General features: G+C 45.4%; 17 protein-coding genes. 12 read left to right on the top strand and 5 right to left on the bottom strand.

What is annotated here, in order from left to right; all coding sequences use genetic code 11:
* The first annotated feature begins 133 nt into the window (after positions 1–133).
* The gene (locus C9I43_RS10210) at positions 134–643 is read left to right on the top strand and encodes a GNAT family N-acetyltransferase (protein ID WP_107883386.1); all 510 of its coding nucleotides are present in this window, start codon (positions 134–136) and stop codon (positions 641–643) included.
* A 176-nt stretch (positions 644–819) separates the two neighbouring features.
* Positions 820–1347: a GNAT family N-acetyltransferase gene (locus C9I43_RS10205; RefSeq protein WP_076496594.1), complete on the top strand. Its 528-nt coding sequence runs from the start codon at positions 820–822 to the stop codon at positions 1345–1347.
* A 58-nt stretch (positions 1348–1405) separates the two neighbouring features.
* Here the strand turns inward: C9I43_RS10205 and C9I43_RS10200 are convergent, their stop codons facing one another.
* Together C9I43_RS10200 and C9I43_RS10195 are read right to left on the bottom strand one after the other, a co-directional pair.
* On the bottom strand, positions 1406–2116 hold the full coding sequence (locus tag C9I43_RS10200) for a pirin family protein (protein WP_107883385.1): 711 nt from the start codon (positions 2114–2116) through the stop codon (positions 1406–1408).
* A gap of 11 nt (positions 2117–2127) precedes the next feature.
* On the bottom strand, positions 2128–2571 hold the full coding sequence (locus C9I43_RS10195; protein ID WP_107883384.1) for a DoxX family protein: 444 nt from the start codon (positions 2569–2571) through the stop codon (positions 2128–2130).
* Positions 2572–2766: 195 nt separating this feature from the next.
* Between C9I43_RS10195 and C9I43_RS10190 the strand changes: the two genes are divergently transcribed.
* Positions 2767–3660: a LysR family transcriptional regulator gene (locus C9I43_RS10190; RefSeq protein ID WP_107883383.1), complete on the top strand. Its 894-nt coding sequence runs from the start codon at positions 2767–2769 to the stop codon at positions 3658–3660.
* Between the two features lie 50 nt (positions 3661–3710).
* Here C9I43_RS10190 and C9I43_RS10185 read toward each other — a convergent pair whose 3' ends face one another.
* Positions 3711–5456 (bottom strand): bifunctional metallophosphatase/5'-nucleotidase, encoded by a 1746-nt coding sequence (locus C9I43_RS10185; protein ID WP_107883382.1) that lies wholly within the window; start codon positions 5454–5456, stop codon positions 3711–3713.
* A 99-nt stretch (positions 5457–5555) separates the two neighbouring features.
* Entirely contained in the window at positions 5556–6647 is a 1092-nt protein-coding gene (locus C9I43_RS10180) for a CNNM domain-containing protein (protein ID WP_076496599.1), read from the bottom strand.
* A 151-nt stretch (positions 6648–6798) separates the two neighbouring features.
* Between C9I43_RS10180 and rlmN the strand changes: the two genes are divergently transcribed.
* From rlmN to der, 8 genes are all read left to right on the top strand, one after another.
* Positions 6799–7920 (top strand): dual-specificity RNA methyltransferase RlmN, encoded by a 1122-nt coding sequence (gene rlmN, locus C9I43_RS10175; RefSeq protein ID WP_076496600.1) that lies wholly within the window; start codon positions 6799–6801, stop codon positions 7918–7920.
* 32 nt (positions 7921–7952) lie between these two features.
* Complete coding sequence (gene pilW / locus C9I43_RS10170) at positions 7953–8741, top strand: type IV pilus biogenesis/stability protein PilW (RefSeq protein ID WP_076496601.1); 789 nt, start codon at positions 7953–7955, stop codon at positions 8739–8741.
* On the top strand, positions 8738–9793 hold the full coding sequence (locus tag C9I43_RS10165) for a RodZ domain-containing protein (RefSeq protein ID WP_107883381.1): 1056 nt from the start codon (positions 8738–8740) through the stop codon (positions 9791–9793). Before pilW ends, C9I43_RS10165 begins: the two co-directional genes overlap by 4 nt.
* A gap of 48 nt (positions 9794–9841) precedes the next feature.
* On the top strand, positions 9842–10957 hold the full coding sequence (gene ispG / locus C9I43_RS10160; RefSeq protein WP_076496603.1) for a flavodoxin-dependent (E)-4-hydroxy-3-methylbut-2-enyl-diphosphate synthase: 1116 nt from the start codon (positions 9842–9844) through the stop codon (positions 10955–10957).
* A 147-nt stretch (positions 10958–11104) separates the two neighbouring features.
* Positions 11105–12385, top strand: a complete 1281-nt coding sequence (gene hisS / locus C9I43_RS10155) for a histidine--tRNA ligase (RefSeq protein WP_076496604.1) — start codon at positions 11105–11107, stop codon at positions 12383–12385.
* A gap of 24 nt (positions 12386–12409) precedes the next feature.
* Positions 12410–13030, top strand: a complete 621-nt coding sequence (locus C9I43_RS10150; RefSeq protein WP_107883380.1) for a tetratricopeptide repeat protein — start codon at positions 12410–12412, stop codon at positions 13028–13030.
* 11 nt (positions 13031–13041) lie between these two features.
* A complete protein-coding gene (bamB, locus tag C9I43_RS10145; protein WP_107883379.1) occupies positions 13042–14229 on the top strand; it encodes an outer membrane protein assembly factor BamB in 1188 nt (395 codons plus the stop codon).
* A gap of 79 nt (positions 14230–14308) precedes the next feature.
* The gene (der, locus tag C9I43_RS10140; protein WP_107883378.1) at positions 14309–15775 is read left to right on the top strand and encodes a ribosome biogenesis GTPase Der; all 1467 of its coding nucleotides are present in this window, start codon (positions 14309–14311) and stop codon (positions 15773–15775) included.
* Positions 15776–15868: 93 nt separating this feature from the next.
* Here the strand turns inward: der and xseA are convergent, their stop codons facing one another.
* Positions 15869–17215 carry an exodeoxyribonuclease VII large subunit gene (xseA, locus tag C9I43_RS10135; RefSeq protein WP_076496608.1) on the bottom strand — a complete coding sequence of 449 codons (1347 nt, stop codon included), beginning with the start codon at positions 17213–17215 and terminating at the stop codon, positions 15869–15871.
* A 121-nt stretch (positions 17216–17336) separates the two neighbouring features.
* Here xseA and guaB point away from each other — a divergent pair, with 121 nt between their 5' ends.
* Positions 17337–18803: an IMP dehydrogenase gene (gene guaB, locus C9I43_RS10130; RefSeq protein ID WP_076496609.1), complete on the top strand. Its 1467-nt coding sequence runs from the start codon at positions 17337–17339 to the stop codon at positions 18801–18803.
* Positions 18804–18830 lie beyond the last annotated feature (27 nt).

The following is an 18830-nucleotide window of genomic DNA, read 5'->3' as shown; positions in this document are numbered from 1 at the left end:
TTCGATATTTTCGAGGCCGTTTTTGTTTCTATTGCTTGATGGTGTTAAATGTCAGTTTTTGGCTATCTCGATGGTGCTAAACGCGGCAAAATGTCACTATTTTTAGCTATGCTTTAATCGAAGGAGCAATTAAGTGGCGGCGTTTGAACAGTTTGAAATTCAGCCTTATCAATCATGTTATGCCCGTGAGGTGAGTGAATTATTTCATCTTTGTGTGCATAGCATCAATCATGCCCGTTATTCATCGGCGCAGCTTGCGGCTTGGTCTGCGGCGCCCAGATCAGCTAAGCATTGGGATTTACGCTTAAGCCGCTCAAAAGCGTGGGTGGTATTGGCCAAAGGTGCCCTAGCAACATCGGCAATGTGTATCGGTTTTATTAATATTGAAACCCATTTTAGCCAGCAAGGTTACCTTGATAGTTTATATATACATCCGGATTATCAGCGCAAGGGATTAGGCGAGTGTGCTTACCTTGTTGTAGAGGATTGGGCTAAGGCACAGGGGTATTCTCGTTTGAGCCTAGATGCATCCTATTTATCGAAAGGGTTATTTAATCAAATGGGCTTTACGCAGGTACAGGCCAGTTACCAGCAAAAACGAGGGCAAATTATTCGCGGTTTTTATATGATTAAAGAGATTTAAACATTGTTCAATTTTGGTTTTAGCTAGCTTTTAGTTTGATCAACTTTTGATTCTAAAAAGTGGTGTAAAGAATTGTGTAGTAAAGCATGGGCGTAAAGCAGTTGAAGCTGACTATTTTATTTGTAGCAAAATACCGTTAATCTCAATCTGTTAATCATTTAAGATAAGGGCTGAGAATGAAGATTCGACTATTTACGCCAGCGGACGTTTCGCAGCTCGCGCTAATCTTTGAGGCGAGTGTGATGCAAGGCTCAGGCGAGTATTACTCCTTTGCTGAACGTTCAGCTTGGGCTTATATCGAAGGCGAGAGCCGCAGCGACAGTTATTGGCTTGAGCGTCTTAAAGGAACCACTATTTGGGTGGCTGAGACAGAAAACATGCTAGTAGGCTTTATTAATCTTAAGCTGGGTGATGACACTGAGGTTGAGGCTTCTGCCGAAATCGAATGTTTATTTGTTCATCCTGAATATGCACGCTCAGGTGTGGCAACCACTTTGTATTTTGCGTTATTTGAACAAGTAAAAGGCTTAGCTCTTAAACGATTAACGGTAGAGGCATCCTATTTAGCGCGGCCTTTTTTTGAGAAGCAGGGTTTTCGTAATACGCGCCGAAATGAGCATAAACGCTTTTTAAATACGCTAGATAAGAGTAAAGGGCAGGCCGCTCAAGTTCTGGTTAACTTTAGCATGACTCTTGCCCTCTAATATTTAACTACCGCTGTCAACATACGTTAGCTAGCTATTAAACCTTGTGTACCAAACTTTAGGCATTAGCCGATAAATCAAATACTAACGCCACCGCTTGACCAGAAGTCGCGCTAAAGTCGACACTGCTAAGCTGAGTTAACTGCGCGCCATCTCCTGGCGTCAATGTCGTACCATTGATATCCAGTGTGCCTTCAATCAATTGAACATACAGATGACGACTCGCTTGAGCAGGTGTTCTGTTCATTGTTACGCTTTCACCTTCGTTCAGCACTAAACGATAAACGGTGGCATCTTGTTGTACTTTAAGCGTGCCATTGTCACCAGTGGGAGTCACCACGGCCGTCAGCGCTGAGCTTTGCTCGAAGGCTTTTTGCTGATAACCCGCATCGATACTTAAGGTATCTGGGCGGATCCAAATTTGTAAAAAGTGCAGCGGCTCAGTAGTTGAGGCATTGAACTCACTGTGGTAAATACCTTTACCCGCCGACATCAATTGAAACTCGCCTGCAGGTAAGGTTTTGATATTACCGAAACTATCTTTGTGGGCGATAGTGCCGGATATCACGTAACTGATGATCTCCATATCTTTATGGCCATGGGTATCGAAACCTGCGCCGGGTGCCACTGTGTCATCATTAATCACTCTTAAGGATGAAATTCCCATGTGGGCTGGATCGTAGTAGCTAGAAAAAGAGAAAGTGTGTTGACTCTTAAGCCAGCCTAAATCTGCCTGACCGCGATCCTGTGCTTTGCGTAGTGTGATCATCTTGATTCCCCTTATTTGATGCGGCTAACTAAAAGATTGTCGAGTGATAATTTACCGGCACCTGAAACAGCCAGTGACGCTGTGGCTGCCAGTAGCGCTAAACCAAATTCATAACCGTTGTTAGCAAGGAATAACCCATTACCTATATGCACTGAGAAAATCGCCACTATCATAGTAAATGACAGTATCAAAGCTGTTGGGCGAGTCAGTAGACCCAATAACAACAACAGTCCACCAAAAAACTCACTTGAACCTGCCATTAAAGCCATTAAGTAACCGGGCGTTAGGCCAATTGATGCCATCCATTGGCCTGTTCCCTCTAAACCGTAGCCACCAAACCAGCCAAAAAGTTTTTGTGAACCATGGGCGATTAAGATAATTCCGATAGGAATACGCAGTGCCAGAGGGGCAAAACTTGGTGCCGATTTCAGTATTTTTGTAATGAGTGTTTTCATGGTATGTTCCTTGTTTCAAATTATTTAAATTATGTTTAAGTAATATTTAAGCGTGTTATTAACGGGTTCCTCATTGTCTTTAGTCGTGCATCTGAAAGAACACTTCTATTGCTAAGCAGTGTAGACTTGATCTTTACTGAATAAAATCGGAACATTTTCAATTTGTATTTCAAATAATTTGAACAAGAGGTGTGTATGTTGCCATCTATTAGTCTTGATGGATTAATCGTGCTCGATGCGATTGATAAAAAGGGCAGTTTCTCTGCTGCGGCTGAGTCTTTGTTTCGAGTACCGTCGGCGTTGACTTACACAGTGCAAAAACTAGAAAGTGATTTAGGGACGAAATTATTCGAACGTAAAGGGCAGCGCGCTGAGCTGACTTTAGTTGGTCAACTGGTATTGCGCCAAGGTCGAGAAATCCTCGCCGCAACATCAAGGCTTGAAGAGGCAGTACGTCAATTGGAGACGGGCTGGGAGTCTTCGCTAACCTTAGCCATAGATACCGTGGTGCCAGATTTACCCCTGTTGCAGTTGATTGGTGAATTTACTGAGTTAGGCAAGCAAGTGACCGTGAATATTAGTGAAGAGTCTTTAGGTGGCGGCTGGGATGCACTTTATTCTGGCCGTGCCGATATCGCGATTGGCGTGACAGGTGATCGGCCCAAAGGCCAATATCATGTGGTTGAAATGGGTGAATTAGAGTTTGTGTTTGCCTTAAATCCTGCCCACCCATTAGCGCAATATAGGGATCCTATTCCGACTGAGGCCTTATTGCAGTTTCCCTCGATTGTGGTGGCCGACAGTTCAACCGCACTGGCGCAACGTTCAAGTGGTTTATTTGATAGTCGTCAAGTGATTAGAGTGCCGAACATGCAGACCAAAATTAAGGCGCAGCAATTAGGGTTAGGTGTGGGTTATATTCCACAACACCTGATCTTGGATGCATTGGCTACGGGGACGTTAGTTGCTTGCCACGTAGACATTCCGCGCCCAGCCCAAAGTGTATTTATGGCTTGGCGTAAAGATAAAGAGGGTAAAGCGCAGGCATGGTTTACTGAGCGCTTACTCCAATGTATTTGGCCATTTTAGATGTTTGAGTTTGCCATTTAGGAACAATATGCAGATACAAGATGCCGCGTTTATTTTCCACGCGGCCTGTGGCTGGTGTAATGCACATGTTGTGACCACAAATCCGATAAATTAGGTGAGCGCTTTAAAAAACGAATAAATGCCTGTGGCAACGTTAATGATTCCATCGACTCCTGCCAGCGAGCTTGCAGCAGTGGATGATAACCTTCTTTCCCTGCAGCGGTGTAAGAGGTTGAAACCCCCATGTACAATGATTCGTACTCTACAGTCTGCCAAAGAGATTGGCTGCCCTGTTGCATCATTTCTAACCTAAATAAACGTTCGCCCAATGGACGTCTGCCATCGTAGTAATAACGCAAACCATAGGTATACGGGAAACTACCCGCGCCTGTACCTAACACACTATTGTTAGTGGCGGAGTTAATAGCAGATTCTAGTGCCTGGTACAGAAACTGGCCTTGGATTTCATACTTTACTAGCGGTAATTCGAAGGGTAGTAATTGTCCCATCACATCAGCAAGCGTCAATTGCCCTTGGGAAACAGACTGGCGCACACCGCCAGCGTTATGCAGGGCAAAGTTTATCCGTGGGTCAACAAGTTTAGCCTCTTGAAACATGCTGCGACTCACCCAAGGCGCAATTTGACTGCCGTGGGGCAAACTTTTTGAGGGCAAACGAGTATGGACTAAATTTTTAGGAACTTGTGCGATGACATAATTTTCCATCTCGGCAATAGCGGGTTTGTAGATATCCCTAATCACACCAGCGATATCTGCATCGGCTTCGTCCCACAAAATATGTGGATGATGGTTGAGTTGCTGACGTACAGCTCGGTAGTCGGTATCGTTGACAGCGACGTTAGCACTTAGCACAAAGTGTTGATCGAGCATAAAGTAGTTGCCGCCGTTTAAGGTTAGCATTTTCCCTTCAGCATCAAAGGTTATCTGGGCTAAACCGACCACTTCAGCATATTTGCCCGCATGCACTATTGGCGTGTTATTGATAACCTCACCGTAGGGCATATTGCTCAAACCCAGCGCACGAAAATCGCCCTGTAACGTATGAGTGTGTCCACCTACGATAAGGCTAATGCCATCGATTTCGGCCGCAAGACGTTTATCCTGATCTAAGCCTAAATGACTGAGCACAATAATATGCTTGATACCTTGTTGTTTAAGGTGCTCAACTGTGCGCGCAGTGGTGGCAATGGCATCAACAAAATGGGTATCGGGGTCGGGACGTGCTATTTCTTTCATCTGATCTAAGGTAATACCGATTATGGCCAGCGTTTTATCGTGAAAAGGCTTAACGAGGTATTTAGCTAATTTTAGCTCATGGTCATAATCCAAAAGATTAGGCAAACCCCGTAGGCAACCCGGCTTATTAATATCCTCTTGGCTTAAATCCATATTGCCTGCAAGCAATGGGAAATCAATCTGCTTAGCAAACTCGGCAAGTGTTGCGTTACCTTCATCGATATCATGATTGCCAATGACCATCGCATCGGGCGCTAACAGGTTGAGTAAGTGAGCATTAGCCTTGCCTTTAAAGTGGCTGAAATAAAGCGTGCCTTGAAAGCTATCGCCGCCGTGCAAAAAGATAAAAGGTGTATTGGCTTCTGTCGCCGCTTGGCGCGCCTTGGCAATATGATGGCCAATACGGGCATAACCACCGCTATGGCTCGTCATATCAAACTTAAGATGACCTACTGTTAGATTAAATTGCACGCGGCTAGGTTCAAAATTGGAATGGGTATCATTAATGTGCGCGAGTGAGAGTGTGTAACTCTGTTTCATAACTGACCTCTATTACGGCGGGAGATGATAGCTGTCTCCCCTAAAACAAGTAAGGGAGCTAGGCTCCCTTACTTCATTAATTGCTGAATTATACGCGTTTTAGCCAGATTTGGCTTCATCGTCATCGGATGCGGCTTCAAAATCACCATCATCGGATAGACGAATGCCTTTTTGTTTCATGCGCTTAGTCCACAGTTTTCGGGCTAATTGTTGCATATCGGTGGCAGGATCGTTCAAGTCAACAATCTCCAGTCCTAACATAGACTCGATAATATCTTCTTGAGTAACGATTCCTTGGCTGCTGCCGTATTCATCAACGACCATAGCAATTTGGGTATTACGTTTAATCATTCTCTCAAATAATGGCAGGATTTTTGCCGTTTCAGGCACGACAAATAGACTGCGTTTGAGTTCACCAATCGGGGCGTCTGGTGTATAGCGCTCAGCCAGTAATACATCGGTGCGAGTGATATAGCCAATCACATCATCATGATCTTGGTCATACACAGGAATACGGCTAAAAGGCTTGTCGCGATACTGGCGCACAAACTCATTTTGGGTTAAATCAATCGGTAACGAGAACATCACTGTTCGCGGCGTCATAATTGCAGTGACTGGCATATCTCGAACTTTAAGCATTTGAGTTAAAATTTTTGACTCTTGCTCATCGAGTTCACCTGATTCATGGCCGATTTTTGCCATTGCGCTCATTTCTTGACGGATATATTGGCCTTCATCGCCTTTACCCATCAAACGAGTCACTTGCTGTGACATCCAAATCAACGGTTTGGTTACGCGCTTCATCCATGTCACTGCAATAGAAACACTCGGTGCAAGACGACGCCAATGGTTAGCACCCAGTGATTTAGGAATAATTTCTGAGAAGAACAGGATAATAAAAGTTAACACGCCTGAAAACACACCCAGCATGTCATCCCCAAAGATTTTTGCTGCCTGAGCACCCGCAACGGCAGCGCCAACGGTATGGGCAATCGTATTTAGAGTGAGAATTGACACTAAAGGAGCCTCGACATTCTCTTTCAATTTACGCAAACGCGTAGCTGCCGCTTTGTCAGTTTGTTCGAGTGAAGCGATATAACTAGGGGTAACAGAAAGAAGAACAGCTTCGAACACACTGCACAGAAAAGATACTGCGACAGCGACAAGCACTATAATGATGAGGGTTAACATATAGGTGGAATTACAACTCCGTATTTTAGGTCAACATTGGCCCAGCAGTATTCTACCATAGGTTAATTGAGTTACTGGCTAAAATTTATTTGCGTCTGTATAATTCGCCGCCCTGTTGCAGGATCCGGTTTTTGATGTTGAGGTTAGTTATATGAGTGAAAAGAAGATCAATTTGTTAGACCTTGATCGTAAGGCAATGCGCGCATTATTTGCGGATATGGGGGAGAAACCCTTTCGTGCCGACCAACTCATGAAATGGCTTTATCATTTCGGTGTCAGTGACTTCGAAGAGATGACCAACATCAACAAAGTGTTACGTCAAAAGTTGGCGGCGCGCTGTGAAATCGTTGCACCAGAAATAGCCAGTTTTCAAAAATCGACTGACGGTACCATCAAATTTGCAATCAACGTTGGTCAAGGTCAAGAAGTCGAAACGGTATATATTCCTGAAGAAGAACGTGCCACTTTATGTGTATCATCACAGGTGGGATGTGCCCTTGAATGTACTTTCTGCTCTACCGGCCAGCAAGGTTTTAACCGTAACTTAACGGTTTCTGAAATCGTCGGCCAAATCTGGCGTGTATCGCACTTTTTAGGTTTTGCTAAAGACACCGGCGAGCGTCCTATCACTAACGTGGTGATGATGGGCATGGGCGAACCATTACTCAATTTAGCCAACGTAATCCCAGCAATGGATATTATGCTCGATGATTTTGGTTTTAGTTTATCAAAACGCCGCGTGACCCTATCAACATCAGGCGTGGTTCCAGCGTTAGATAAATTAGGTGATGCGATTGATGTGGCTCTTGCGGTCAGTATTCATGCACCAAATGATGAGCTGCGTGATATTTTAGTCCCCGTTAATAAAAAATATCCGCTGAATGAGTTTTTAGCGGGTATTCGTCGTTATATTGCCAAGTCCAATGCTAACCGTGGCCGTGTCACAGTTGAGTATGTGATGCTCGATCATATTAACGACAGCACGGACCAAGCCCATGAGTTAGCTAAATTGATGGCAGATACGCCTTGTAAGATAAATTTAATTCCATTTAACCCTTACCCTGGTTCACCTTACGGCCGTTCGTCTAATTCTCGAATTGATCGTTTTTCTAAGGTGTTAATGGAATACGGTTTTACTGTGATAGTGCGTAAAACCCGTGGCGATGATATTGATGCGGCCTGTGGTCAGTTAGCAGGAGATATTCGCGATAGAACCAAGCGTTTAGCAAAAAAACGCATGCAAGAAAATCAGATATCAGTCACAATAGATTAACTCTTTGTTTGCACAGATTTATAGGCTTGCCAATGAAGCATGGATTGCCAAAGTTTTCGTTAGTGTTAACCCTGTCTTTATTAATAACAGGGTGCGTTACTGAGCGTACTTATACCGGAACCGATATTCCTGTTTCGGAGCGAAAGTTAGACAAGGTCGCCGCTGCGCGCGAGCGGATGCAACTGGGATTAACCTATTTAAATCGAGGCAATTCAGAACAAGCTAAATATAATCTCGATAAAGCATTAGAATATGCTCCAGAGCTTGAAGATGTCCATATTGCTTTGGCTTATTACTACCAAACCGTGGGCGATTTAGTACGTACCGAAGAGTCGTACATGAATGCCATTAGTACTAAGGACGCCTCTGGCGATTCCATGAATAATTTCGGGGTGTTTTTGTGTCAACAAAAGCAATACAACAAAGCTGAAAAAATGTTTTTGGCCGCAATTGAAATGCCCAAATATACGCGTACTGCTTCAAGTTATGAAAACTTAGGCCTTTGTAGCCGAGAAGCTAGACAAGCAGAAAAGGCAAGACAGTATTTTCAGATGGCGTTAAAGTATGACCCGAGACGTTCGGTGTCGTTGCTGGAGTTAGCTGAGTTAGAAGCCGAACAGGGTGATTATATACAGGCGCGAAATCAATTAGCGCGTTATCACCAAGTTGCCGAACAAACTCCAGAAAGTTTAGCGCTCGGAATTCAAATAGAGCAGGCAGTGAATGATGATGCCGCTGTGAAAAGATTTGGTATTTTATTGCTTGCCAAATTCCCAGCATCACCTCAGGCCAAGCAATACAGAGCTAATTTGCATCAATGAAAGATCATGAAACCCATGCACCAGTTGAATCCTTAGTAACAGAGTCAATTGCGCCAGATGTAACGCTTGGAACTTTATTAAGACATGGCCGTGAAAAAATGGGCCTCAGTCTTCAAGAAGCTGCAGTAAAACTGCACTTACGTCCTAGTGTTTTAGAGGATATTGAAGCTGATAACTTCACCAACATTGCTTCACCAACCTATACCCGTGGCTATGTTAAAAACTATGCCCGTATGGTTCATGCAGACACATCTTTAATTGAAGCAGGCTTATTACGGCAGGTGCCGGTAGCAACCGAGCCTTCAATGCAAAGCTTTTCACGTAAGACAACCTATCAAGCCAGCGACAAGCGTTTAACTTGGTTGAGTATTTTTATTGTCATCGTGTTGCTCGGTTTATTGGTGGTCTGGTGGATGCAAAAATCAACCCTACTGACAACCGTTGATTTGTCACAACCTACAGCAGAAGAGGTCGCGGCGGTTAATCAAACTTTGCCCGGTGACGTACTTTTGACCGAAACCGATGCGAGCCAACAGTTAACGGAAATAGCCGCTAATGGCTCTATGTCAATCGATGGCCCCATTAAAGATACTGATGTTAGTACTATCGATATCAGCACAGGGCCAACTGACAATAATTATGCACGAGCAGCTGACATAAATAATGAAGATGGTGGTTCTGTCATTGCAGCCACGACAACAACCTCACAAACGGCTCCAATAGTTCAACAGCCTCTTGTCGCGTCAACTCCTGCACCGATTCCGGTATCTCCAGCCACTAGCACCAATACCGTGGCAGTAGTTGAAGGCCAATCTACAATAGATCTTCAGCTGAGTGGTGATTGCTGGATAAACATTGTCGATGCTAAAGGCAAGGCCTTAGTCGATGGCGTTAAGGGGGCTGGCGCTGTCGTACAAGTGAGCGGTATGCCGCCGTTTAAAATTATTTTAGGGGCGCCCCATGTGGCAACCTTAAGCTTAGATGGTCAAATCGTTAATTTAGCGGATTTCCCCAAGGGGCGTGTTGCACGTCTAACCTTGCCTAAAGTCTGATGACCACGTAATGATCTGCAGCACGAACTGAAATAGAGCGTATTAAGCATGTATAATGAAACTCCCATAAAAAGACGTCCTTCCACCCGCATTTATGTGGGTAATGTACCGATTGGTGATGGGGCGCCGATTGCTGTTCAGTCAATGACCAATACTAAGACTACCGATGTTGAAGCAACCGTTGCTCAAATTCGTGCCTTAGAAAAAGTCGGTGCCGACATAGTACGTGTCTCTGTGCCGACTATGGATGCGGCAGAAGCCTTTAAGCTCATCAAACAAGCGGTTAATGTGCCTTTAGTCGCTGACATTCATTTTGATTACCGTATTGCCTTAAAAGTGGCCGAATACGGTGTTGATTGCCTGCGTATTAATCCAGGTAATATCGGTAATGAAGAACGTATTCGTAGCGTGGTTGAATGTGCCCGTGACCACAATATTCCTATTCGCATTGGTGTGAATGGCGGTTCATTAGAAAAAGATCTGATGGACAAGTACAAAGAGCCAACACCACAAGCCCTGCTTGAATCAGCCATGCGTCACGTAGATATCCTAGACAGATTAAACTTCGACCAATTTAAGGTCAGCGTTAAAGCGTCTGATGTTTTTTTAGCGGTTGAATCCTATCGTTTATTGGCCAAACAAATTCGCCAGCCGTTGCATTTGGGGATTACTGAAGCGGGCGGTGCGCGCGCCGGTTCAGTTAAATCTGCGGTAGGTTTAGGCATGCTATTGGCCGAAGGTATTGGCGATACATTACGTATTTCGCTTGCCGCCGATCCCATCGAAGAAATCAAAGTCGGTTTTGATATTCTAAAATCGCTGCGTATTCGTAGCCGCGGCATCAACTTCATTGCCTGCCCATCGTGTTCTCGGCAAGAGTTTGATGTGATAAGTACGGTTAATGAGTTAGAGCGTCGTCTCGAAGACATTACTACCGCTATGGATGTGTCTATTATCGGCTGCGTCGTTAACGGTCCAGGTGAAGCCTTAGTGTCACATATTGGCTTAACAGGCGGATATAATAAGAGCGGATATTACGATGAGGGCGAACGCCAGAAAGAGCGTTTTGATAACGACAACATAGTCGATTCCCTCGAAGCGAAAATACGTGCAAAAGCCAGCTTAATGGCCAACCGCATTCAAGTAAAAGATACTACTGAGTAATTATGCACTCGCATTTAGGCATCGATTGTTCTCAATAAATGTTGAGCCAGCCCTCGGAACCGATGGGGGCGTTTTACGTTTAGCCTTGAAAAGCCTATAATGCGTGACATTTTTTATTAATTTAGCGAAATTAAACGAGTCGATACAGTGGCAAAACAGATCCAAGCGATTCGCGGAATGAATGATATTCTGCCAACTCAAAGTCCTCTATGGCAAAAAGTGGAAGCAGTACTACGTTCAAGCGTCAGTGCTTACGGTTACAGCGAGATCCGCACTCCAATAGTCGAAAATACTGATCTTTTTAAACGCTCTATTGGTGAAGTAACTGATATTGTTGAAAAAGAAATGTATACCTTCGCTGACAACAATGGTGACAGCCTAACGTTGCGCCCAGAAGGTACGGCATCAACCGTGCGTGCGGGTAACGAAAATGGCCTACTGTATAACCAAGAGCAACGTCTCTGGTATATGGGCCCTATGTTCCGTCATGAACGCCCACAGAAAGGCCGTTATCGCCAATTTAACCAATTCGGTGTTGAAGTCTATGGCATAGGTACGCCTGACATTGATGCTGAAGTCTTAATGTTATCTGCCCGCCTGTGGGACAAGCTCGCAATTAGTGAGCATGTTTCATTAGAGCTAAACACCCTTGGCGATCCAGCCGAACGCGCGGTTTACCGTGATGCTTTGATTGCGTTTTTAGAGCAGCATAAAGATGCGCTCGATGAAGAAAGCAAGCGCCGTATGTACACTAATCCGCTACGGGTTTTAGATTCAAAAGATGCCAATGTACAAGCTATTTTAGCCGATGCGCCAGAGTTGATGGATTTCCTCGGTGAAGAATCAAAGACACATTTTTCGCAATTGCGTGAACTACTTGACGCTGTTGGTATCAAATACACCATTAATCCGCGCCTAGTTCGTGGTTTAGATTATTATAATCGCACGGTATTTGAATGGGTTACATCTAGTTTAGGCTCGCAAGGGACTGTACTTGCTGGTGGTCGCTACGATGGTTTAGTTGCTCAATTAGGCGGTAAAGATACTCCTGCAGTCGGTTTTGCGATGGGGCTAGAGCGCATTGTATTGTTGCTTGAAACCTTAGAGCTGACAAAAGATATTCCTGCAGCTGTCGATGTCTATGTTATCGCTCTGGGTGATAGTTGCCTTGTCGAAGCGATTAAAGCGGCGCAGGAATTACGTGATGCACTGCCAAGTCTTAAAGTGATGAGTCACTGTGGCGGTGGCAACGTGAAAAAACAAATGAAACGTGCCGATAAAAGCGGCGCGAGTGTAGCGTTACTGTTAGGTGAGGATGAACTTGCTGACGGCATGGTTACAGTGAAACATTTACGCAATAACAACGAACAACAACGGATAGCTCGACATGCCTTAAGTGCATATTTAGCTGAACTGGCCATTAAGTAACAGATTACATAAGAGGACGTGCGCGTGGAAATTTATAGCACAGAAGAACAACAAGTTGATGCTATCAAGCAGTTCTGGAAAGATTACGGCAGTTCAATTTTAATTGGGGCAGTAGTGGGATTAGGTGGTTTATATGCGTGGAATTACTATTCCGACGCAAAAGTGGCGCAGGCGGAAGAAGCCTCAAAAGCGTTTCACGAATTGACCACAAAATCTGCCGACGAAGCCGCAATGCTTGCGGGCGTTGCAGAGTTTGCTAAAAGTCATGATCAAAAGGGTTATCAAGCTTTATTAGAACTTATCGTGGCAAAAACAGCGGTAGAAGCGAAAGATTACCCTAAAGCTATTGATGCTTTAAACAAGGTAATAGCAGCAAAACCGGGTGCAAGTCTTGATGTGATTGCAACCTTGCGTTTAGCACGCGTTCAGGCAGAACAAGATCAAATGGATGCAGCGCTTGCAACATTAGAGCAAGTGACTGACAAAGCGTTTATTGCCCAACGCGAAGAATTGAAAGGTGACTTTTTAGTTCGTCAAGGTGAACATGAAAAAGCCAAAGTGGCTTATCAAGCTGCCATGGATAATGGTGGTGTGGTGACAAGCCCAGCGCTTAAAATCAAACTTGATAGCCTAAATCAGGCATAAGGGATCCTTTGATGAAGTCTTGGTGCAAAAACCTGCTGGCCGCTGGATTAAGTCTGGCGATGTTATCCGCCTGTTCGTCCAGCGATGTTGAAGAGGAGCCAGTGAGTGAGCTAACGGAAATTCAGGCAACTGTGTTTCCTGAAGTGAGTTGGAGCGCCTCTGTTGGTAGTGGCGTGGGTGACTATTATTCTCGCCTAGCTCCGGCTGTGAATTACGGCAAAATCTTTGCTGCCGATCGCTATGGACAAGTTATCGCCTTTGATCAAACGACAGGCGAGCGCGTGTGGACTAAAGATTTCAGTGAAGAATTTCGCGACAATGTCTTAGCTAAAAACAAAGGCGCGCGTATTGCCGCTGGCGTTACTGCTGCGCGTGATAAAGTGTTTATAGGTGGTGAAAGTGGGCTGTTAGCCGCGCTCAATGCCGAAGACGGCCAAGTATTATGGTATGTAGTTGCAGGCGGCGAGTTACTGTCAGCACCTACGGTTGCCGATGATGTGGTGGTGGTTAGCACGAGTTCAGGCTCACTCGAAGCATTTAACGTTGATACAGGCGCTAAGCTATGGGTGTATGAAATGCAATTACCGAACCTAACCCTGCGTGGGACTGGTTCAGCAGCTTATGAAGCCGGTGGTTTCTTCATTGGCACCGCCGATGGCAAAGTGGCTGTAGTGATCAAAAATAATGGTCAAGCAGCATGGGAACAAGCGATTTATAACCCAACCGGTGGTAACGAGTTTACTCGTATGGCGGATGTGGATATGACGCCGTTGATCCTAGGCGACAACCTATATGCAGTAAGTTACAACGGTAACTTAGTGTCGATGGAACTGCGCACGGGACGTGTCGTGTGGACGCGAAAGTATTCTAGCTTTAACGAGTTAGCCTCAGCGGGCTTAGGCTTGTTTTTAGTTGATGACCATAGCCGTATTTACTCGGTTGATAAGCGTAACGGTTTAGAGTTATGGAGTAACTCAGAGCTCGCCAATCGAACGTTGACTTCGCCCGCAGTGTATCAAGACTATTTAGTGGTAGGTGATTTTGAAGGTTACCTACATTTTATCGATCGCAGTACAGGGACGATTGTTGGTCGTGTCCAAGTGGACAGTTCTGGGTTATACAGCCAACCATTAGTGGTTGATGATAAAATCTATGTTCAAGGTCGCAGCGGAAAGTTAGCTGTTGTAACACTTCCATAGTTAACAGTGTTATCCTTGTAGAGCCCCTGGAAGTGTGTTCCGGGGGCTTTTTATTGAAAAGTTTTTTAGAGGCAAAATCATGATCCCTGTAGTGGCCCTTGTTGGTCGGCCGAACGTCGGTAAATCCACCCTATTTAATCGCCTTACGCGCACGCGTGATGCGTTGGTTGCTGACTTTCCTGGCCTAACACGTGACCGTAAATATGGTCGCGCATTCTTATCTGGCTATGAGTTCATTGTGGTGGATACCGGTGGTATCGACGGCACTGAAGAGGGGATCGAGACTAAAATGGCCGAGCAATCCCTTGCCGCCATTGAAGAGGCCGATGTCGTTTTATTTATGACTGATGCGCGCGCGGGTTTGACTGCTGCGGATCTTTCTATTGCTCAGCATTTACGTAGCCGTCAAAAAACCACTTTTGTGGTTGCTAACAAGGTTGACGGTATTGATGCCGACTCAGCCTGCGGTGAATTTTGGTCATTAGGTTTAGGTGAAGTTTACCAAATGGCAGCGTCTCAAGGACGCGGCGTCACCAACATGATTGAATATGCGCTAACGCCTTACGCCGAAGCTATGGGTATTGTGCGCCAAGAAGACGGTGAAGTGACCGAAGAGCGCGAATACACCGAAGAAGAAGCTGAAGCTGAGCAAAAGCGTCTACAAGATTTGCCTATTAAGCTGGCGATTATCGGTAAGCCTAACGTCGGTAAATCAACGCTTACTAACCGGATTTTAGGTGAAGAACGTGTCGTGGTATTTGACGAGCCTGGTACAACTCGTGACAGCATTTATATTCCAATGGAACGTGAAGGCCGCGAATACGTGCTTATCGATACTGCGGGTGTACGTCGTCGCAGTAAAGTACATCAAGTCATTGAGAAATTCTCGGTGATCAAAACCTTGAAAGCAGTTGAAGATGCCAACGTGGTGTTGCTTATTATCGATGCCCGTGAAGGTGTTGCCGAGCAAGATTTAGGTCTATTAGGTTTCGCACTTAATGCGGGCCGCGCGTTGGTGATCGCTGTTAACAAGTGGGATGGTATAGATCAAGGCGTTAAAGACAGAGTGAAGAGCGAACTTGACCGTCGCCTTGGCTTTATTGACTTTGCCCGTATTCACTTTATTTCGGCGCTGCACGGTACTGGTGTTGGCCATTTATTTGAATCGATTGAAGAAGCTTATGATAGTGCCACGCGCCGCGTCAGTACTTCTATGCTGACTCGTATCATGCAAATGTCACAGGATGATCACCAACCTCCATTGGTCAATGGTCGTCGTGTTAAGCTTAAATATGCTCACGCGGGGGGGTATAATCCTCCAATCGTGGTCATTCACGGTAACCAAGTGAGTCGCTTACCTGATTCTTATAAGCGTTACATGATGAACTACTTCCGTCGTTCACTCAAAGTGGTTGGTACGCCGATTCAACTGCGTTTCCACGAGGGTGATAACCCATTTGAAAACAAGATTGAAAAATTGACCATGAGCCAAGAGCGTCGTCGCAAGCGCGCGCAAAGCCATATCAAAGACAGAAAAACCAAATAGTGTTATTTACCATGCACATTTGAAACAAAAGGAACCCTAGGGTTCCTTTTGTATTTTAAGCGCGTTTAACCTTTGTGTGATGCGTTCTTTTACTTATTCGAGCGAAGTTATCTGCGTAACCGTTGAGATTAGCTGCCCGTGGCGCAAGCGGGTTTGCACACTATCACCGATTGCTAGGTTATCGGTACAATCTATGACTTGGTTATGCACATCGGTGGTAATGCTGTAGCCGCGGCTTAAAGTGGCAAGCGGACTGACGGTTTCAAGCTGATGGGCCGCGTATTTTATCCGCTGCTCACTTTGGCTCAGTTTGTCCTGTAATGCATCCTGTAAGCGACTGGTAAGGTAACTTAGCCTGTTAGCCTCAATCGCGAGCCTATGCTTGGGTGATTGCTGTTCAAGGCGACTGGTGAGCAATTGCTGGCAGCGGCCAAGCTGGTGTAATCGATTCGATAGCGCCGACTCTAGCCTTAATTGCATCTCATCGAATCGTTGTTCGAACTGCTGCAAGCTACGTTTAGGATCTTGGCGCTGCAGTCGGTGTTCAAGCAAACTTAAGCGCCGTTCCTGCTTGAGCTGATAATGCTTCGCACTTTGAGCTAGGCGCGATAATGCCATTGCCAGTTTCTGTGTTTTATTGTCGCTATCTTGGGATAACAACTCGGCGCCAGCAGAGGGCGTTGGTGCGCGAATATCGGCCACATAATCACTGATGGTGGTGTCGACTTCGTGACCTACTGCGCTAACAATGGGCAGAGCGCTGTTATAAATGGTCTGCGCGAGGGCTTCGCTGTTAAAACACCACAAATCTTCAAGCGAGCCGCCACCACGGGTGAGCAGTAACACGTCAACTTCTAGCCTTTGATTGGCGATATTAATCGCTTGGCAAATGTTGATGTCAGCATTAGCGCCTTGCACTTGAGTCGGGTAAATAATGACTTCAATCGAAGGGTCGCGCCTTGCTAATACGTGCAGCACATCACGAATGGCCGCGCCCGTTGGCGAAGTAATCACACCAATACGTTGGATATTTTTCGGCAAAGATCTTTTGGTATCTGCGGCAAATAGCCCCTCGGCGGCGAGTTTCATTTTGAGTGCATCAAACTGCTGCGCCAGTAGCCCATCGCCAGCGGGTAACATGGACTCAATCAATAATTGATAGTCGCCTCTGGGCTCATATACGCTGATCGCGCCTTTGACTAATACTTGCTGACCATTGATAGGCTTAAAACTGACGCTCTGATTACGCCCTTTAAACATAGCGCAACGAATTTGTGACGAGTGGTCTTTTAAGGTTAAATACCAATGACCTGAGCTGGGTGATGAAAAGTTAGAGATTTCACCATTGAGCCAAATTTTACCCAGTTGCCCCTCGAGAATTTGTCTGACTTCACCGTTGAGCCGCGAGACAGTGTAAATATTATTTTTGGTGCCTTGCATCGTTTTACTCAAAAAATGGGTGATATTTACTATTTTCCATTTACCAGTGGTGATATGCAAGGTATAATCCCGCCGCAATATTTCACCTCTAAAATCCTACTCAAATTGGGAGATGTTGCAAATGCTACGTTTAATTAAAGAAGCGCTTACTTTTGACGATGTGTTACTTGTTCCTGCGCATTCGACTGTACTCCCAAATACCGCCATCCTAAAAACTCGCCTGACCAAAACCATTGAATTGAATATCCCACTCGTGTCTGCTGCTATGGACACAGTAACCGAAGCTCGTCTTGCCATTGCTATCGCGCAAGAAGGCGGTTTAGGTTTTATTCATAAAAATATGAGTATTGAACAGCAAGCTGAAGAAGTTCGTAAAGTGAAAATTTACGAAGCAGGCGTGGTCCAACAACCTGTCACTGTTACCCCATCAACGACCTTAGCTGACCTCAAAATATTAACCTTGAAGAATGGTTTTGCGGGTTACCCCGTGGTTAACGATGCCAATGAACTCGTTGGAATCATTACCGGACGTGACGTGCGCTTTGTGACTGATTGGAGCCGAACGGTAGAAGAAGTGATGACGCCAAAATCGCGTTTAGTCACGGTTGCCGAAGGCACTAAATTAGATGAAGTGCAAAAGCTAATGCATTCGCATCGCATTGAAAAAGTCCTTGTTGTTGATGATAATTTCAAACTAAAAGGTTTGATCACGGTTAAAGACTTCGAGAAAGCCGAACGTAAACCTAACGCTTGTAAAGATGAGTTAGGCCGCTTACGTGTTGGTGCAGCCGTGGGTGCTGGTGCGGGTAATGAAGAGCGTGTTGACGCACTCGTTAAAGCCGGTGTTGACGTACTACTTATCGATTCTTCCCACGGACATTCAGAAGGCGTTTTACAACGTATTCGTGAAACCCGTGCTAAGCACCCCGATTTACAAATCATTGGTGGTAACGTTGCTACGGCGGAAGGTGCATTAGCGCTAGTTGAAGCTGGCGTTAACGCAGTTAAAGTGGGTATCGGCCCTGGCTCTATTTGTACCACGCGTATCGTAACTGGTGTGGGCGTACCGCAAATTACTGCTGTTTCTGATGCGGCAGAAGCATTGAAAGGCCTAGGTATTCCGGTTATTGCCGATGGCGGTGTGCGTTTTTCTGGCGATTTAGCTAAGGCTTTAGCAGCGGGCGCATCGTGCATTATGGCGGGTTCTATGTTCGCAGGAACAGAAGAAGCCCCAGGCGAAACAGAACTATTCCAAGGTCGTACTTATAAGTCATACCGCGGCATGGGCTCATTAGGTGCTATGTCTCAAGGTTCTTCAGATCGCTATTTCCAATCTGACAATGCTGCCGACAAACTGGTGCCTGAGGGCATTGAAGGCCGCGTACCTTACAAAGGTAAGCTGAAAGAAATCATTCATCAACACATGGGTGGCCTGCGTTCATGCATGGGCTTAACCGGTTGTGCCACGATTACCGAACTGAATGAAAAAGCGCAATTTGTGAAAGTGACCTCTGCGGGCATGGGTGAATCCCATGTGCACGATGTCATGATTACTAAAGAAGCACCAAATTACCGTTCAGGTTCTTAAGCGTTTGATGAGAGGGCGCTAAGGCGC

The sequence above is a fragment of the Shewanella morhuae genome, assembly GCF_003028295.1.
Taxonomy (GTDB): domain Bacteria; phylum Pseudomonadota; class Gammaproteobacteria; order Enterobacterales; family Shewanellaceae; genus Shewanella; species Shewanella morhuae.
The sequence above is the reverse complement of the archived record's forward strand: the minus strand, read 5'-3'. Positions and strand labels throughout refer to the sequence as shown.

Bases quoted from the DNA above. Each gene is read 5' to 3' on its own strand.
- C9I43_RS10205 (WP_076496594.1), top strand. From the start codon at position 820: ATGAAGATTCGACTATTTACGCCAGCGGACGTTTCGCAGCTCGCGCTA.
- C9I43_RS10200 (WP_107883385.1), bottom strand. From the start codon at position 2,116: ATGATCACACTACGCAAAGCACAGGATCGCGGTCAGGCAGATTTAGGC.
- C9I43_RS10195 (WP_107883384.1), bottom strand. From the start codon at position 2,571: ATGAAAACACTCATTACAAAAATACTGAAATCGGCACCAAGTTTTGCC.
- C9I43_RS10190 (WP_107883383.1), top strand. From the start codon at position 2,767: ATGTTGCCATCTATTAGTCTTGATGGATTAATCGTGCTCGATGCGATT.
- C9I43_RS10185 (WP_107883382.1), bottom strand. From the start codon at position 5,456: ATGAAACAGAGTTACACACTCTCACTCGCGCACATTAATGATACCCAT.
- C9I43_RS10180 (WP_076496599.1), bottom strand. From the start codon at position 6,647: ATGTTAACCCTCATCATTATAGTGCTTGTCGCTGTCGCAGTATCTTTT.
- rlmN (WP_076496600.1), top strand. From the start codon at position 6,799: ATGAGTGAAAAGAAGATCAATTTGTTAGACCTTGATCGTAAGGCAATG.
- pilW (WP_076496601.1), top strand. From the start codon at position 7,953: ATGAAGCATGGATTGCCAAAGTTTTCGTTAGTGTTAACCCTGTCTTTA.
- C9I43_RS10165 (WP_107883381.1), top strand. From the start codon at position 8,738: ATGAAAGATCATGAAACCCATGCACCAGTTGAATCCTTAGTAACAGAG.
- ispG (WP_076496603.1), top strand. From the start codon at position 9,842: ATGTATAATGAAACTCCCATAAAAAGACGTCCTTCCACCCGCATTTAT.
- bamB (WP_107883379.1), top strand. From the start codon at position 13,042: ATGAAGTCTTGGTGCAAAAACCTGCTGGCCGCTGGATTAAGTCTGGCG.
- der (WP_107883378.1), top strand. From the start codon at position 14,309: ATGATCCCTGTAGTGGCCCTTGTTGGTCGGCCGAACGTCGGTAAATCC.
- xseA (WP_076496608.1), bottom strand. From the start codon at position 17,215: ATGCAAGGCACCAAAAATAATATTTACACTGTCTCGCGGCTCAACGGT.
- guaB (WP_076496609.1), top strand. From the start codon at position 17,337: ATGCTACGTTTAATTAAAGAAGCGCTTACTTTTGACGATGTGTTACTT.